This is a genomic window from Cyclobacterium salsum (assembly GCF_010119245.1).
Classification (GTDB): domain Bacteria; phylum Bacteroidota; class Bacteroidia; order Cytophagales; family Cyclobacteriaceae; genus Cyclobacterium; species Cyclobacterium salsum.
Genome location: NZ_WNKG01000003.1, coordinates 455,827 through 473,216, shown reverse-complemented (window position 1 = coordinate 473,216; position 17,390 = coordinate 455,827). Strand labels below are relative to the sequence as shown.

At 45.0% G+C, this 17,390-nt stretch carries 8 protein-coding genes; all 8 read right to left on the bottom strand.

Annotated features, from left to right (window positions below):
• Positions 1–747: 747 nt before the first annotated feature.
• The 8 genes from GJS45_RS07290 to GJS45_RS07255 all read right to left on the bottom strand — a co-directional run bounded on the left by GJS45_RS07290 (position 748) and on the right by GJS45_RS07255 (position 17,331).
• Positions 748–1,533 carry an alpha/beta hydrolase gene (locus GJS45_RS07290; RefSeq protein ID WP_235954666.1) on the bottom strand — a complete coding sequence of 262 codons (786 nt, stop codon included), beginning with the start codon at positions 1,531–1,533 and terminating at the stop codon, positions 748–750.
• A 642-nt stretch (positions 1,534–2,175) separates the two neighbouring features.
• Positions 2,176–4,815 carry a DUF5686 and carboxypeptidase regulatory-like domain-containing protein gene (locus GJS45_RS07285; RefSeq protein WP_162340802.1) on the bottom strand — a complete coding sequence of 880 codons (2,640 nt, stop codon included), beginning with the start codon at positions 4,813–4,815 and terminating at the stop codon, positions 2,176–2,178.
• A gap of 238 nt (positions 4,816–5,053) precedes the next feature.
• Complete coding sequence (locus GJS45_RS07280) at positions 5,054–6,253, bottom strand: DUF4221 family protein (protein ID WP_235954665.1); 1,200 nt, start codon at positions 6,251–6,253, stop codon at positions 5,054–5,056.
• 755 nt (positions 6,254–7,008) lie between these two features.
• Positions 7,009–8,388 carry a serine hydrolase gene (locus GJS45_RS07275; RefSeq protein ID WP_162340801.1) on the bottom strand — a complete coding sequence of 460 codons (1,380 nt, stop codon included), beginning with the start codon at positions 8,386–8,388 and terminating at the stop codon, positions 7,009–7,011.
• A 285-nt stretch (positions 8,389–8,673) separates the two neighbouring features.
• Positions 8,674–10,878: a DUF5916 domain-containing protein gene (locus tag GJS45_RS07270; protein WP_162340800.1), complete on the bottom strand. Its 2,205-nt coding sequence runs from the start codon at positions 10,876–10,878 to the stop codon at positions 8,674–8,676.
• 92 nt (positions 10,879–10,970) lie between these two features.
• A complete protein-coding gene (locus GJS45_RS07265; RefSeq protein WP_162340799.1) occupies positions 10,971–12,203 on the bottom strand; it encodes an alkaline phosphatase family protein in 1,233 nt (410 codons plus the stop codon).
• A gap of 91 nt (positions 12,204–12,294) precedes the next feature.
• Positions 12,295–14,094 carry a RagB/SusD family nutrient uptake outer membrane protein gene (locus tag GJS45_RS07260; RefSeq protein WP_162340798.1) on the bottom strand — a complete coding sequence of 600 codons (1,800 nt, stop codon included), beginning with the start codon at positions 14,092–14,094 and terminating at the stop codon, positions 12,295–12,297.
• Positions 14,095–14,106: 12 nt separating this feature from the next.
• A complete protein-coding gene (locus GJS45_RS07255) occupies positions 14,107–17,331 on the bottom strand; it encodes a SusC/RagA family TonB-linked outer membrane protein (protein WP_235954662.1) in 3,225 nt (1,074 codons plus the stop codon).
• Positions 17,332–17,390: the final 59 nt, after the last annotated feature.

Genomic DNA, 17,390 nt, shown 5'->3' with positions numbered 1-17,390 from the left:
GTAGGACTAACAATGAATAAAATTTAAATCTGTAAACTTTTTTCAGGACGGGTCATACTGAAATATTGATAGTTAAGTAAAAAAATCCCCCTTGCCCCCTTTGATAAGGGGGATTTGTGCACGTTCGGGCTTACGGAATTTAAAAACCTTGGCGTTTATTAGCCCGATTGCATTACCCAATTTCAGCAAAAAATCACATTTTCAGCAATTCCCCCTTTTTTAAAGGGGGTTGGGGGATTTTTCCGAGGATTTCAACTATTCAATATACTGAAATATTGATAGTTAAGTAAAAAAATCCCCCTTGCCCCCTTTGATAAGGGGGATTTGTGCACGTTCGGGCTTACGGAATTTAAAAACCTTGGCGTTTATTAGCCCGATTGCATTACCCAATTTCAGCAAAAAATCACATTTTCAGCAATTCCCCCTTTTTTAAAGGGGGTTGGGGGATTTTTCGAGGATTTCAACTATTTAATATACTGAAATATTGATAGTTACGTAAGTAAATCCCCCTTGCCCCCTTATTAAGGGGGATTGGTTCACAATCCAATTAATGTCTACGATATTTATTTATGAGCACGGAAGGAGCTTTTATTGTCCCTGTTCCTGCATTTTCCCTCAAAACCGATAGAATCCACTCATTGATAAGGCTGGCGGTCGAGGAGTCGGCTATCCATCATAAGCCGGTGCATAAATGAATAGGAATGCATGGCTAAAAATGTACAGACGAGTTAAGTGTACAACTGCAAGTTATTGATTCAATATTCCCTTTATTTTTAACTGATATTCAGGGTTAAACGTCATTCCATTGTGCTGCTGACCGCTAAGCATGATCAGGGAGTCCTGCTTTTTAAAATGTTTTTTTAATTTAATGGAGGACCCTGGATAAATGACTTCGTCCTGATCACCATGAAAAATCACCACTGGCATGTTGCATTTTTGAATGTGCCGGAAATTTTCAAAAGGATACTTGTGCAAAAACGAAGGAAAAATCGGGAAATAATGTTGCACCAGGTCGGATAAGCTGTAATAGGGTGCCTGCAAAATCAACAATTTGGGTTGATTGACGGAAGCCAATTTTGAAGCCGGACCGGTACCCATAGAATACCCCAAAACGATGATCTCCTGCTCAAGGTACCTGTTTTTCAGCGCGTCGTAAGCCCTTTGAACGTCCTGATACATTTGTTTCTGCCCCTGAATCGTACCTTCACTTTTGCCATAACCTCTATAATCCAGTATAAACAGGTCATAACCAAATTCGGTAAAAACCTCAGCTACCCCACCCCAGGTTCTTAATGATCCGGCATTTCCATGCAGGTAAAAAATAAGGCCATTTGGATGATCGGTTTTGAATAGCAATGCATTCAATGAAATGCCATCTTTCATCCGGATGTTCATTTCTTCAAATCTTTGGTCAAATTGAAAGAGGAAATTGCTTTTCAGTTTTTCAGGGAAGAAAAGAAACTTTTCCTGAAAAGCATATAACAACCCGTAAGCCATCAAAATGATTATTGAAAATAATATCATCGGGATCATAAACCTACTTTTCATAAAACAGCTAATTCAAGCTCCCAAATTAACAATAACCTTTGAAGGCCGGAAAGGCATGATATAAAATCCTGGCCTGGAGAACTTCGATTATCGATGAGAAAATTTCCAGTCAAATAAAGCGAGTAGCCTTTACCTGTCATCTGTCCCTTTTTGGAATGGAATATTGTCATTACGAGACCTAACATTTTAAAAAACGAAGAAATCGGGATGACGGTATTTATTTATATCTATTAAGAATTCAACATATTATATAATACCTCATCGGTACACCTACCGTCATCGCGAGCACAGCGAAGCGATCTGATTCGGAGCGGCAGCATTAATCCATCGGGAAATGGGAATAGGATCGAAAGGTCGTCCACGTCCCCCTTCAGACTGCCGCGGGTGGATGGCTATTTTCGATTCCTTTTTATTCCCGTCTTCACCCTACCATTGACGACCAAACCCGTCATCGGTATACGATCAGAAAATGCCAGCATCACACCAGTTGGCTTCTTACCGTTTCTTCCCGCCTTCTTAAAACCCGGGACAAAAAATAATACAAAGGTTAATGGAATGATTTAGATTTTCCCTAGCAGCTCTTATTTTGAAAATTTTTCCAAGTGTATAATCGCTCACAAACAAACCTCATTCCCCTACATTGACCTGAATGAAAGTAGCGATACCAAACCGAATCCCGCCTCTTTTGTACTTGCCGTTTTCAAAACCAGCACCAATCTCTACCCTGAAAATCCGATACAGGTTGTCCAACGAATAACCCAACTCCCAATAATGGGGAGCATTTTGGGTTTTTAGATAATTGAAAAAAAGATTTTCCCTGATGCCTGAAAACCGGAGCACCGGCAATTGGGTAAAAAGAAATTTCCTGAATTGATAATGCATGATGCTACTGAAATAGGGACCTGCGGTGCTGTATTGGTAGTAATCCAAAAACCGGTAATTGCTGGCGGCTCCCATATTACTAAAGATGGTCCGGTTACCTCCAAAATGTTTGAAGTCCATAAAATAGACCTGAGAATGATTCAGGAAAGTACCCGTTTGCACGTTTAAATCCAATTTACCACTTACGCCGAAGTTAAACGCATGCACTACGCCCAATTCAAGGTGATCGAATTTACCAGCTCCTGAAAAATTTTTGTTATAATTAAATTTTACCAGGGGAGACGTTTCCATAAGCGGGAATTTTCTTCCGTTTCTTATACGGTATTTCAATCCGGGTCGCCACTCAATAGCCCCACTTACCAATACGGCCTCATTAGGTGCAAAGGCCTCGTTCCCTGCTTCCTGGTTCATTGGTCGATTGGAAGTATACGTTCGTTCCGGCTTATTGTAAAAACTGTAATCGGAATTGTTCTCCAAGTTCACCCGATCTTCCAACCGGAAATTAACCCTGTAGGTGAAGGCATCCGTAATTCTATGAGCCAGGTACAATCTGGTAAAGGTTTTCTCATACAGTTTCATGTAATTTTGCCTGAAAAATAAGGAATACAGGGCATTGACTTGCTCATTGATGGGGTCCTCCCCATTGTATTGGTAAAGGTATTTCCCTCCTTCGATCCCCCAGGTATGGCCCGGCCTTCCTTTGGTCACCGAGCGCCGGATGTGCAGCATTCCATAGGACTTCTTACTTGCAAAACCATACCTGAATGCAGGTCTGAAATTCCAGGACCGCAGGTGGTTGGTTACACTGTCTGCCATTTTGGTGTTCTTTTCAGCCCGGTAGTAACCCGAAAAGCCGATTTTAAACCCTTCTACGGTGTTGAAGGACATGTTGGTCCAATTGGAATGAAAACCTGCAGACCTGCCTTTCCCGAAACTGTAATCTCCACCCGTTAGGAAATCAAGTGGTTGAAATTTTCTTTTAGCTTTCTGAGCCACGGAGTCAACATCACTTTCACGGGCCGCCTCCACTACAGCCAAACTATCATCCCTGCGATAGCCTTGTATTTCTTTGGCTGTCAGTTGGACCGGCCGGATGCTGTCCCAATATACAAGCCCTCTTTTGGTGGCCATGGAATCTACCTTATAAGTTCTTTGGGATAGGACTTCCGCCTGCTCTCTCTCCTTCAAGGATTCCTTTTCATAGGCATTGACCATTTTTCTGAAATCCTTTCTGCTCATCTGATCAGCGGCTGCCAACTGTTCGATGGGGTCTGCGCTTTTGGTAATTTCCGGAAGGTGATCGGGAATCTCCTCTACTTTTTCGTCCAGAATCCTGGTATCCACCAGAAGATCGGGATTCAGCGTGATTTGGTAATCCCTGGTTGATGCCAGGTACTGGTACTCCCCGGCAAAACCAAAAAACTTTCCCCCGAAAGTATAGGTATGGGTCAGGGGCATCCAGATGTTTTCTTCCACCGGAGCATATTGCTGGGTTACCGCTACATCAAAACCCATGAGAGAAGTTTTCAAATTCAGGCTATGAATGGCCCATAAATCCTCAATGATATAAATATATCCATCAAATACCTTTTCTCCTTTCGAACGGGGAATAACTCGTATTTTATTTACCATAACCCCATTTTCAAAAAAATTCCCTTCTAACCGAAACCGATAATAAGCAAAGGCGGACCTGGAAAGGGGGGAAATAACGCCATTGATCTGCTCATCGTAAAAACTGGCCCCGATATAGGGAGCAGGTGAAGTCTGGTTGTTTTCACCAGTGGACCGTATACTGATGACCGTCTCAGTAATTTCATCCGGCTGCTTAAAGTGAATTTTAGAGACTGATTCTGAAGTATAGGCCTCATTGAGTCCAACCCCTTCTTCTTTCAGTTTCTTTTTCAGGAAAAAGGGAGCATTGGTCAGTTCTCCCGTTCCTTTAATGTACACCATCATGCTGTATTCCTGAACCTGAAGGCGGTGAAATTTTGCTTTTGCTATGGCTTTGCGCATGACGGTAAGTGCCGGATCTTCCTGATCCCCCCTTACCTCTACCTCCTGCAAAGCAAACGTTTGCATTTCCAGACTTACATCCAGGTCTACCCAACTGCTCTTTACTTCCACTGTCTGTAATTTAGACTGGTAGCCGAGGTATTGTACAATAATATCGTAGTTTCCAGGTGGCAATTTCCATTCAAACAGCCCATTCTGGTTGGTAGGGATGCCATCATTCAGGTTCCGTGCAAAGACGGTAGCGTAAGCCAGGGGTTCCCCTTCTTCAGAAGTTACCAACCCTCTGATCCCCTGGGATAATCCATTGAAAATAAAAGCTTGAAAAAGCATAAAGCAAGACAACACCTTTAATTCTCTGGAAAAATCAATCATATCGTAAATCTATTTTACCTAAAAATACGGTATATAGATAAATAAAAAATAGTTTTAATATTTTTTAACTCCGCTCCTCGGAATTTGTAATTCCGAGGTTCAGATATGGGGGATTTGTAATCCCCAAAACTGTCTCTGCGTGTAGTTTGCAACTACATCCCAGGTATCCGATGAGCTACGCAAACAAGGCATTTGTATTGCCGGAAACCAAAGACCAACCGTAAGGAAATTATTATATTTATAACTTCTCCGGTTTAAACCCTACAAACACCATCTGGTCTTCCGAAGGGTTATTGTCGGGATGATTAAGGGACAGATAAAGCTTACCGTCATGGGTAAAATACATCCAAGTATAAATTGTATTAACCGGCAGGTCCATTTCCCCTACTTTTTCAAAGTCGCTGTTAATAATGATCACAGAAGGTGGTTTATTGTCCCAGTTCTTTCTTTGTCCATCTGGCCCAATATAGTCCACCCCACGATAAGCCAAGCGGTAGAGCAATTGATTTTCCTCATCATAGGCAATTTCTCGATATGAATTTGACGTAATGTAGAATTCTTCATGTAAATCCGAAGTTGATTTTGGTCCTTCCATTGGAAATACGTCACCAAAATATTTGCTTCCACCTTCCCTTTCTATCATTTCCCCCTTTTTTAGATCGTAGATTAATAGGTTGTTATAAAAAGAACTACTGAGAATCAGGTAACGGTTCTCCATCAATAGATGGGAACCATGGCAAAAATGGGAACCGTGAATATAATTATCAAAATGAGAAGGTAACTTAAATATATGGTTGATCGATCCTTTGTTATTCGTTGATACTTTTAAAAACATAGTTCCTGACCATATTCCGGGACTATTGAAATCGGCATCTACTCTGGTGAATAAGAAGGCATCCTGTTTGTTTCTGTCGAAAACTATGGGTTGATTTGTATAATAAATTTGAACGAAAGGTTTATCCTTTCTCTCCACTTCATTTGTTTTTATCGTTTTTTTTAGATTTCCATCAAAATCTGTTACATAGAGTCGAATCCTATATGTGCTTGCTATAAGTAGGGTAGAGTCTGAAATAACTTCAAAGGCCTTAAGCTGTCCTACAGCATTTGGTCCATCAAGTTGGAATCGAACTTTGAAGTCCTCTCCCTTTTCAGAAAGGGCATAAAACTCCAGTTCGTTGGTGTTTTCGTTGACTACTCCCAGGAAAGGGATGCCATCAATCTCACATTTCTTGATGTATTTGCTGTATACATTCGAGCGGTACCCAATGGGGATTCTCAGGGTATCTGAGGGAAGCAGGGTCATGCGTGCTGTATAATCCCGGGGCAAGGGATCAAGGGATTGGTCCTTGGTGCAGGAATTTCCCAATGCCATCAAAAGTAACCCAAACAGCATTAAGATTCTATTTTTATTTTCCAAATAGCCGGAGAAGGATTCCATTGACCTGATCGTTTTTTTAACCTGTTTTACAAGGTGTTAAACCTAATTATTTTTTAGTTGAAACAAAACTAATTTGTTAGAAATTTTCTGGGGGAGATTGAAAAAAAGGTTAATTCTTCATCTCAGAGTCTTTCGTGTATTGGGGGGCTAATGGCGTGTTTATCTGAATAATTACTTTGTAACGGGACAAGCTATTAATTTTTTTATAATATATTGATTTACTGATGTTTACGTAAGTAAATCCCCCTAACCCCCTTGGTAAGGGGGAGTTGGGTACGTTCGGTTTAACGGACACGTTTTAACTAATGGGATTACGGTAACTGATTAAACTATACCAAATCAGTTCTTTACCAATTCATTCATACAAAATCAGCTTACTGTTTTATTTCATTTCTGTATAAAACTGTAGCAGAACGAGTCATTTATGATTTATAATATATTGATTTATTGATATTTACGATATTTAATCCCCCTTGCCCCCTTGGTAAGGGGGAGTTGGGTACGTTTATTTTAGTGGGCACGTTTTTACAGTTGGGTACACGTTTCAACTATTCCAAATCGGTTTGACTCGTCGCTACCATCAATTTTCAAAAATGGTAACGGGACGAGGTATTAATGTTTTATAAAAACCTGATTTACTATTATTTACGTAAAAATCCCTCCCGACTCTGGTCGGGACAGGCTCTGCGCCCCCTTGGTAAGGGGGAGTTGGGTGCGTTCGGTTTAACGGGCACGTTTTAACAGGAAAAAACCTCTTATTCTACCTTCTTGCCCGGTATTTCCTGACCGCCTTGGTAAAGGATAAGGCTTTCGACTACATCATTTTTTCGTTGAAAAGAAATGCTTGCCTCCACGACCGTCAGGTAAAATTTAGTGTCGTTTTCCGGATAAATTTCGAAGCGTGGCTGAGCGGTGGCCTGCAAAAATAACTGCTTCCCTTCTTTGGTGATGGTGATTTTAAAATCGGGGCTTAACTCATAAACGCCCACGTATTGTTCAAGAGTGGCTTCGGGTACCTCTACTGCCTCCTTTTTGGATTTCAAAACCGCTAAATCCGAGCCGGGATCCAGTAAATGAAATCCGATATCATCCGAACTTAAAGACGAATTGGTCAAAAGTACCACTCCGATTCCCGTTTCTTTCACAAACCCGGCAAAAGTCCTGTACCCTCCGGTGCCTCCATTATGCCAGATTACATCCCCCTCATCCCCACTCTTAATATGCCAACCCATGGCTACGCGCATGTTCCCTGCTTTTCCATGCCGGACTTTATGAGATAAGGCCATGGCCTCTGTTAGCTGGGTTTCTACATAACCCAAATTAGCGGCAATAAACGCTGCCATATCGGAGGATGAACTTCTAATCGCCCCTGCACCGGCAAGTGTGGGGATGTCCCAATTTTCAACTACTTTGCCTTCATTGTGGCCCAGGGCCAGATTTCCTTTCATTCGATCCGTTAAGTCAATTCGTGTATCATCCATATTCAGTGGATCGGCAATGGTTTGCACCATCAATGCTTCATAAGTACTGTTCTTTTTTTGGGCAAGCAGGTGCCCCAAAAGCCCCTGGGCGAAATTGGAATACTCGTAGGCAGCGCCTACTTCCCTCACAGGCTCATAGTTTGAAATAAAGGCATACATCTGATCTACCGTATAATCTGCAAAGGGATTGTTGGGATTGGCAGGGTCAAAATTGTCAGGCATTCTGGGGAATCCCGAGGTATGGTCCGTAAGGTGGCCAAAGGTAATTTCGCCTTCGCCCATCTTTGCGGCTTTAACACCGTTCGGTAAAAACTCATTTATCTCATCTTCCAGTTTGAGATCGCCATCCAACACTTGCTGGGCAAGCAGAATCCCGGTAAATACCTTGGAAATAGACCCAATTTCGTAGATGGTATGCTCATCAACAGCCTTACCATCCGTGGCAGTTTTTCCGAAATTATGATACGTTATTCCGGCAGAATCAATTAAGGCAATGGCCATACTTGGCGTCACCCCATCCGCAATGCGTTTTTCGATCACTTCGATAAGCTCCGGAGGTAGGGTATTGAGACTTTTCTTTGCTGTGGGTGTCTGGCAATGAACCGTTACAACGGAAATAATTAGAATAAAAAGACTCAGCCTAACCTGGTTCATCGCTATTTTGGTTTTAATGATTGTATTCAAATAAGCCTCCATTCGAAATTTTTAAAGGGTTTCCATCCGGAGTTTTTATGGATAGCTGAAGAGGCCGACAGACAATCCATCTTGTTTCTTTTCACTCCCTAAATTAATCATTTCGGACTATTAATCAAGTAGGTAGCTAAACGATGTATCCCAAATGTTCTCCGTGATTAGCGTTGCTTTTTAACCAATCAAATCGAAGTCGTAAAATTGTACGCACACTACTAGGAAAGAATGGTATGCAAATCAACCACAGGTTTATAAATTCAGCCAGTAATTCAGCTTCATCACAAAGGCCCGTTGCTTGGAGGCGAAGGTACCGGGAAAATAATTGTCAGTATACACCATAAATAGATCCGATACCGGGGCATAGCGCCACTGAATCCGGGTGTTGATGTTAATATTGTCGATCTGGTTATTGTACTGAATAAAGGTAGTCCAGAATAGGCTTCGGGTAAAGGTAAGGTCTATCCGGGGGCCGATCAAAAACAGGTCGGCATCCTTTTGGGGTTCGGGCAGCCGGATACGACTGTAACTCAGGTTCATGGATATATTAGCCCGGTAGCCGATCCGCCATTGCGCAACTCCCGTAAAATTTGCCATGGTGCCACTGTAATATTGTCCGATCTGTCCGGTACCCTGAAGGGCCAGTGCTTTTCTGGGATCCGTGCGAAAATCAATTCCCAGGTAGCTGTACCGATACCCGGTTCCCTCGGCCAGCGGTTCGCCTCCGGTGCGGGTTGGGTCAAAGGGAAAAAAGAGGTAAGTGTATTGGTTATTGCCACTCAGCGTCACCTCTGCAAAGGAATGAAACTGCACCAGGTAATTCAGGGTATGCAACTCGTCCGTAACGCCCAGGGAAGGGTTCCACAGGGTTTCGGAGAGAAAACCCGGACCATGCCGGTTGATATGCTCAGAATCGGGAAAAAAGGTATAGCCTATTTCCGGAGCAATGCGTTGGTATCCCGTCCGGGGGGTATAGCCCACCAGGGGATTGTAATTTTCGCCCACGTAAGAATAGGCCAGGCCGGCGTTAAAATTTACGTCATTAAACGCCAGTTGGGCATGTCCGGTGCCGGTATCCTCGTCCACGCCTTTTTCAAAGGTGCGATGGTAGAAAAACTTACCGCTCCAGCGGTTGTCTTTGGAAAAAAGGTTGTAATCGATGCCTGCCAGCCGGTTATGGTCACCGTTGACCAGGTTGGTTCTTTCCATGTCCAGCGTTTCCCGATTGATCAGCATAACGCCCACATTGGAGCGGTTAAACACTTTTCGCTGAAGGGCTGCTACCGAAAAGTTTTTGCCGGTAATGCCTCGCAGGGGATCGCTTCCGGTCTGCATGTTCATGGCCCCTATGCGCCAGTCATCTGTTAATTTTCCACTCAGGCGTGCCCCGTATAGGATCTGGTTCTGCACATTCTGCCCGGTGGATTCATCGCGGTCCACTCCTATTCGGCGCGAGAAAAAGGGCCGGATGCGGTCGGTACCAAAATCAGCAAAAAGGTCTACGTTTTCCAGGAAAAACTGTCGGCGTTCCGGAAAGAAAATCTCAAATCGATCGAGATTCGTTACTTGCTCGTCTACCTCTACTTGGGAAAAATCCGGGTTGACTGTCAGGTCCAGGTTCATGGCCGGTCCCAGCCCGATTTTGGCATCCCCACCGAAGGAGGGTTTCAAGGGTTCGCTGTACCCTTCCAGGGAATTATTTGATGTCGCCATGGCCGCATAGGGAATGAGGGAATAATTTCCGCCGGATTTGGGCAAGGGCTCTGGAAAATAGAGATTCTGGGTAAACGCCATGTGGGTGACGTTGAAATTTTTGGGAATCGGTGTCCAGGTACTTTTTTCGGAATACTTGCTATCGATGCGGTAGAAATTCACGTTCCAGTTGTCCGTATCGTCTTTATACCGTAGCGTAGAAAACGGAATACCGATTTCCACGATCCAGTGGTCCTCATGAATCGCGGCTTCTGAATACCATTTGTTATCCCAGGCCAGGTTGAAATCAGTAGGTTGCAAGCCTCCGTTACCCATCATCGCTTCTCGCTGAACCCCATAGGGATTTACGCCAAAAATGTACCCGTTGGTCTTATCGTTAAAGGTATCGATGACAATACTGATCCCATCATTCTGATTGCCGCGGTAATCTCTTCTGAGGGAGGTGCTTACGTATTTTTCCCTTGGTTCGGGATTGAGCATGATCGCCGCGATATATAGAAACTTATCGTCATAGGCAATTTTAACTTTGGACTGAGCCACGGCCAGAGAAGTATCCGAAGGAAAGGTCTGGATAAAATCAGAGATCCAACCATCTTCTTGCCAGACACCTTCATCCAGTCGGCCATCGACTGTAACCGGCTCCTCTAGGCGCACGGCATACATGCTTGCCGGTTCCGGGCGTTGACCGAAAGCAATAAAATTAGTGAAAAATAGAAATGAGTATGCTAATATTAGTTTATTCATTAAAATTGACGTTCAAAGTCCAATTTAGGACCTTAAACGCCAAATATATCATTAGATTTACACAAATGGTAGGTAAACCTGCTAAACAAGGATCAATCGGTGCTATTTACCCACACATTAATAAATCCGTTGGGCAATTCCAGAACCACTTTCAGGTTATCCTGGGGAACATTAATATCAAAAGTTGCCGAACCGTCTTCCAAGTTCACTTCCCCCAACTGTCGGTAAAGGTCTGAGTTGCCGTACCGGAATTGATTCGTAGGGGTGATCCAAACCCGGGCCGTTTCTTCCTTTCCATAGCTTTTCCAATTCAATTGTAATTCCGTACCGGATAGCGCGCCCGTCAAATGAGAGGCATACGCCTCCCCTAAAAGGGAAACCCCATCGACTTCCATGGCTTGATTCTTCGGAATCGTAATCCCCATATAGGTGGCCATGGTTGGGAAAATATCCACGATTCCGGGTGTCTGGGAGGCGATTTCATTGAGGGCATTATTGGTAATAATCCAGGTAGCCCTTTCTTCATCAGACTGGCCTCCATGGTGAAATCCCCCTTCTCCCCGGCCGTGATCAGTAGTGATGACAATCAGCCATTCTTCATCAAACCTCTTTTCCCGCTCCTGGATGGCATCCCAAATCATCCCAACCTGTCGGTCTGCTTCCTGAATTCCCAGATCCATTTCGGGACTCGCTCCGAAGCGATGCCCCATATCATCGGTGTACTGTAGGTACACCCAGGTCAGATCCGGTGCTTTTTCTCGGACATCTTCGGCCGCATACGCAGCCACTTCCTGGTCGATTCTTTTGATATAATCACTTTTATCGTCATGGGGATATCCAAGGGTATCGACTTCCAGGCCATCAAAGTGATAGTCCAACTGCAACTTTCCTGTGGCTTCCAGGTTTTCTCCTACCAACTTGGTGCGGTTATCCAGCCAGGTGGAGTACACGGCAGTGGTCTTGTTGGGGTAATTGTTCTGGAGATGCCTGAAAATCGTCCAGTAATTATAATTAGGCCGGCGGATACTATTTCCTTTTACGTTGTGTTTGTTGACCCAAACACCGGTAAGCAGGCTATTGTAACCCACAGCCGATATGGTGGGGGTTTCGGAGTATCCCCCCTTTGCTCCTCCTACGTAGGCCGGAAAATAACCTCCTTCGGAGATGATATCGTCCAGGTTGGGAGTAGGGTTTTTGAGCAGCAGTTCGCGCTGAATCCCGTCTAAGATTATAAATAAGGTTTTCTTTTCCTGAGCACTAGCCTGAAAGGCAGTCAGGAAAATGCCTAAAAAAAGGACCGTCAGGATATACATTCTATTCATCATATGTTGTTTCAGGTTACATTTTACCGGGTATAGAAAAAAAGTAAGCCACCGGAAATTCCGGCAGCTTACCATTAATAATTTTAAGAAGGTATTATTCCCATCCAAAGATCTGTTCCAGATTCGGATTTAAGCTTATTTGTTGAAAAGGAATCGGACGGTAATAATACTTGGGGTCTTCAAAACTTCGTTCTGTGGTCTCTGTCACCAAGGTACCCCCCTGGGCGCCATTTTCCATGTATACGGTCACGTTATCATCGACCGTACCGGTTTTGTAATAGATGAGCATATTGCCCAGGGAATTGGTTTCTTTTTCGGGATCGCCCGGAACGTCCGCATCCTTGTCTATCAATATGATGTCCTCGATACCATCTCCAGTCATATCGTATTTTCCAAGGCCTGGAAAATACATGCCTTCAGGGATGTTTTCCAGTAACTCACCTGCTGACCAGCGCATCAGGTCATCGTATCGGTACCCCTCCAGGGCAAATTCCACCCTTCGTTCCCTGCGTACTTCCAATATTGCTCCCGTCATCGGACCGCTTACATTGGGATACTTGGCAGTAAGAAAGGCATCCGGCAAGGCATTGGCCTGCGACACCTGCAAATCCGGCATGCCGGCTCGCTGGCGCAGCAGGTTCACCGAAATATCGGCATCCGCCTGTGTCAGGCTACCCAATTCGGCCAGTGCCTCCGCATAAGTAAGCAATACTTCCGCATACCGGTATACCGGGAAATCAAGGCTACCCAGGGCAATGTTATCGGTCGTATTATTATATCCTTTTTGCTGAAAGTAGCCCGTAAAATTTCGGTTTAGGATAGGAATAAACGCATCCGGCTCCGGTGCTCTCACCCAACCCGGATAGACCAGGGTCTGGGACATGCGCGGATCCCTGTTTTCGAATTCGTCCACATAAAGCAGGGTTTCGAATCCGGGTCGATCTGTAAACCGGGAACCGTCCCGCATCAGGTAGGTTTGCACCAGGTCTCTGGATGGGGATTGTTCGTAGGTGCCAAAAACCGTATAATTGATATCGCTATTTTTATCTTTATTCAGATCGTAGGGATTGAAGAGCATTACTTCGCTATTGCCGGAAAGGTCCTGGCTGTTAAATAAGGCCTTGTAATCACTTTCAGGATTGCCAGTTTGGTGAAGGGAGAAATTACCGGAATCCATAATTTCCTTTGACAGGTCTCTCGCCAGGGTAAGAAAATCATTGGCAGATCCCTGCAGCCCCAACTCCTCGTGATACTTTCGGTAGGAGCCTTCGTATAAGGCAACGCGAGCATAGAAGGCTTTAACCGCCCAGTTGCCTGGGGTACCGCTGGGGACATCTTCCCAGACATGCGCTGCTGCAAAGTCTAAATCTTCCATTATACCGGATACAACGGTCTCTCTGGAATCACGGCCTTTGTACAACAACTCCTCATCCGAGGGGTTTAAAAGCTGACCGTACCAAGGCACATCCGAGTACCGCTTTACCTTGTCAAAGTAGAATACAGCGCGGTAGTACCTGGCCAGGCCCTCGTAATGCTGTATGGCCTCCGGACTGGCATCCGCATTTGGACTGTTTTCCAGAAAATAATTAATGTTACGGAGCCGCTCCCAATCCCATCCGCTGGTGATGTTTTGCGAATTAGGAGTACCCGTCATGATACTTTTTATCTCCACGGCCCCCGTTGTGGCCATATTATCACTGCTTTGATCCGCCTGATATTCAAACATATCCGGCAGGGAAAGCAACCCATCCACGTACAACCTCAGGTCTTCCTCGGTTTTAAAAAATTCTTCGGGTGATATGGATGTCTGGGGATACCTGTCCATAAACTCTTCATCGCAAGCCGAAAAACAGAATAGACTTAGTATCAGGGTATATATGCTATATCTTTTCATTTTTTTCTAGAATTAAAGGTCAATGTTTACACCAAATGAATACCTTCTCTGGAAAGGGTAAGACCAGCCGTAGCCATTATTAACCGATTCGGGATCCACAAAGGATTTGATGGCCGAAAACTCGAATAGATTTTCACCTGTCACAAAAAACCGTATTCGGCTGGCATTGATTTTGGCAGCGATTTCCTGCGGAACCGAGTAACCAACGGTCAGGTTTTTTACCCTTACATAAGCGGCATTTAGTAAATAGCCGGTTTGAGGGATATCCAGTCCGGTTCCATAATTGTTGTCCGCCAACCAGGACTGGAGTACCGGATACCTGGAGTCCAGGTTCTGATCGGCTAAACCGGCATCCAGATAGGACTGGCTGTGCTGGGCCCGCAGCGCCTCCCCGTCAGCCTGTCCCCGGTAGAAATCCAGGTTCCAGGGGTAAATATTGGCGTAAGGCTGCTGGTAGGGTCCCCAGAAGAGGTAGTGTTGGGGATAATAATCCTGACGGCCTACTCCTTGCAAGAACATGGACATGTCAAAGCCATTCCAGGATACATTCAGGTTGGCTCCCAATTGGTACCGGGCTCGGCTGTTGCCGATGATGGTAAGGTCCTTGGAATCCGTTTCCGTAAGGCCCTGCTCAATTTTACCATCGTTGTTTAAATCCTGGTATCGGGGCCATCCTGGGACGATATCCAGTGCGCCCCAGGGAACAATTGCCGATTGGTCCAACTGACTGATCTCATCCTCTGTGCTGAACATTCCGTCATTTACCAAGCCCCAGATCTCGCCTACTTCCTGGCCTACTCTGTAGTTAGATAGCAAACCCTGCTCGTTTTCGAATCGGGTAATAAAGGACCTGGAATCGGAGACAAAGAACTTAGACGAGAACTGAACCGGCTTTTCGTAACTACCAAATTGATTTCGGTAATTTAAAGAAAGCTCCCAGCCTTTGGTTTGCAGGTCGGCTGCATTTTGCTGAGGGGGAGAGGTGCCCAATACGCCAGGTAGTTCCACCGGATTGGTCAGCATGTCTTTGGTATCCCGGATAAAATAATCGAAGGTGGCAAAGAACTTATCTTCCCATAATCCCAGATCCAGGCCAAAATTGGTCGTAATAACCCGCTCCCAGGTATAGAAATTGGGATCCACGGCTAGTTCCGGGGCATTTTCAACAATTACCTGTCGGTCGCCACCGATCAGGTAATCGGATAGTCCGGTGGGCAATGCCTGCAGGTAACCAAAGTTGGAAACATTCTGATTTCCCAGACTTCCGTAAGAGCCCCTAACTTTAAGTGTGGGAGCGGCTCCCATGGCCATGTCCTGAAAAAATCCTTCATCACTGATAATCCATGCTCCTGAAATGGAAGGGAAGAAGCCCCATCGGTTGGAGGAAGGGAATCGGGACGAACCGTCGTACCGGCCGTTAAATTCCAGGATGTATTTGTTGTCATAGGTATAATTAGCCCTCCCAAACACACTTTGGGTAGCATAGGAACTATATCCCGGGCGAATAAACGAATCCCCGGTAGTGAGGCCCAGGTAGGGCAAAGAGGAGGATATCAAGACCCTTCTTTCCGATTCGACAGAGGAGTAGGAATAACTCTCCTGGTTATATCCTGCCAGAATGTTGATGGAGTGATCCCCAAAGGATTTGGTATAGTTTCCATAAAGATCAAAGATGGTATTTTGCAGGTTGCCATTTCTTTCGGCTACCAGGCCATCTCCCCCTTCGGTTCGCACATCATCCGGACCAAAACCGATCTCAAATTTTCTTCGGTCCCATCCATAAATCCACTGTTCCCGCTTAAAGCTCCCATTTCCCGTCACGGTCAGGTCGCCGTTAAGGAACGTACCGGTGGCACGGAGTATATTATGAAACCCAAACATGTCTTCGCGGTTCCTGCCTCCATCTACCAGACGGGCAGCCAGTCTACCGGCATCGGTATTGGCCCAGGTTCCGTCAGGGTTTTCGGCCACTTCAATAGGAGTCAAATAATAAATATCGGTGATGTCATTGGTAGACTCTGCCCGTTTGGTTTGGTAAATATTCAGGTTATTATCCAGTTTCAACCATTTCTTAGGGGTCGCTGTTACCCGCGCTCGAAGGGAATAGCGGTCCCAATTATCGGGCTGAAGCTTATTCATACCGTTTTCACGGGTATAGTCCCCGGACACATAATAGGTCATGGGCAGGTTCTCGTTATTGGAACTCCCGCTGATGGACATACTTTGATTGGTTGAGAAACTGGCATCGTTAAAATAATACCCGTACCAGTCATTATTCCCCATATAAGCCCATTGATTGGGGTTATTGGGATCTACACGCACGTCTTCCACGCTGGGATCCGCGGAACGTTCTCTGGCCCACTGATAATGAAAGTCATTGAAATTAATATAATTCCAGGGCGTATTGCTGGTAGCCTGGTCCATGACTCGGGAATAGATGTAAGGATCGGTCACCGGCCCGGGAAGCACGGTAGGCTTTCCCCAGGAGAAATTGCTGTTGTAGGATATCTTCTGTTTACTACCGCCTTGCTTGGTAGTGATCAGCACCACTCCGAATGCTGCCCTTGCGCCATAGATCGCTGCAGAAGCCGCATCTCTCAATACAGAAAACGACTCAATATCTGCCGGATTTAAACGAAGCAAATCTTCGTCAGCTACGGCGATGCCGTCGATCACGATCAGAGGACCTCCCCCATTGATGGAGGTAAAACCCCGAATATTGATATCCGGAACGGTACCGGGACGGCCTCCGGAATAGGTGATGTTCAAACCGGGGCTGGCTCCCTGTAAGCCTTGCATGACATTGGCAACGGGCCGGTTGATGATGTCTTCTCCGGATACCTGATCGACTGCACCGGTCAGGTTGATTTTCTTTTGAGTGCCATATCCAACGACCACCACCTGTTCCAACAGCGTTTCTTCTGCCGAAAGGGTGACATCAATGGTCGTACGGTCGCCTACGATGATATTTTGTGTCTCAAAACCGATAAAGGAAAAAACGAGTTCTGACTGAGGGGATGCCACCTCAATCCTGTACTCACCATCGATATCCGTGATGCTAACATTGTTTCCTCCCTTTTGGTAAACGGAGACACCGGGCAGGGGCAGGTCTTCCACCCCATCTTTAACCATTCCTGTTACCACTATTTGAGCCTGTGCGGCCCCCAGTAGCATCAAACTGAGCAGCAAGGTTAAAAAACCTGCTTTCCTTTTGATTTCTTTAAATTGTTGTAACATTTTTTGCATATTATTTAGGTATTGGTGATAAATACTGATTTGCGATTTCCGGCAAGTTA

Bases quoted from the DNA above. Each gene is read 5' to 3' on its own strand.
- GJS45_RS07290 (WP_235954666.1), bottom strand. From the start codon at position 1,533: ATGATCCCGATGATATTATTTTCAATAATCATTTTGATGGCTTACGGG.
- GJS45_RS07285 (WP_162340802.1), bottom strand. From the start codon at position 4,815: ATGATTGATTTTTCCAGAGAATTAAAGGTGTTGTCTTGCTTTATGCTT.
- GJS45_RS07280 (WP_235954665.1), bottom strand. From the start codon at position 6,253: ATGGAATCCTTCTCCGGCTATTTGGAAAATAAAAATAGAATCTTAATG.
- GJS45_RS07275 (WP_162340801.1), bottom strand. From the start codon at position 8,388: ATGAACCAGGTTAGGCTGAGTCTTTTTATTCTAATTATTTCCGTTGTA.
- GJS45_RS07270 (WP_162340800.1), bottom strand. From the start codon at position 10,878: ATGAATAAACTAATATTAGCATACTCATTTCTATTTTTCACTAATTTT.
- GJS45_RS07265 (WP_162340799.1), bottom strand. From the start codon at position 12,203: ATGATGAATAGAATGTATATCCTGACGGTCCTTTTTTTAGGCATTTTC.
- GJS45_RS07260 (WP_162340798.1), bottom strand. From the start codon at position 14,094: ATGAAAAGATATAGCATATATACCCTGATACTAAGTCTATTCTGTTTT.
- GJS45_RS07255 (WP_235954662.1), bottom strand. From the start codon at position 17,331: ATGTTACAACAATTTAAAGAAATCAAAAGGAAAGCAGGTTTTTTAACC.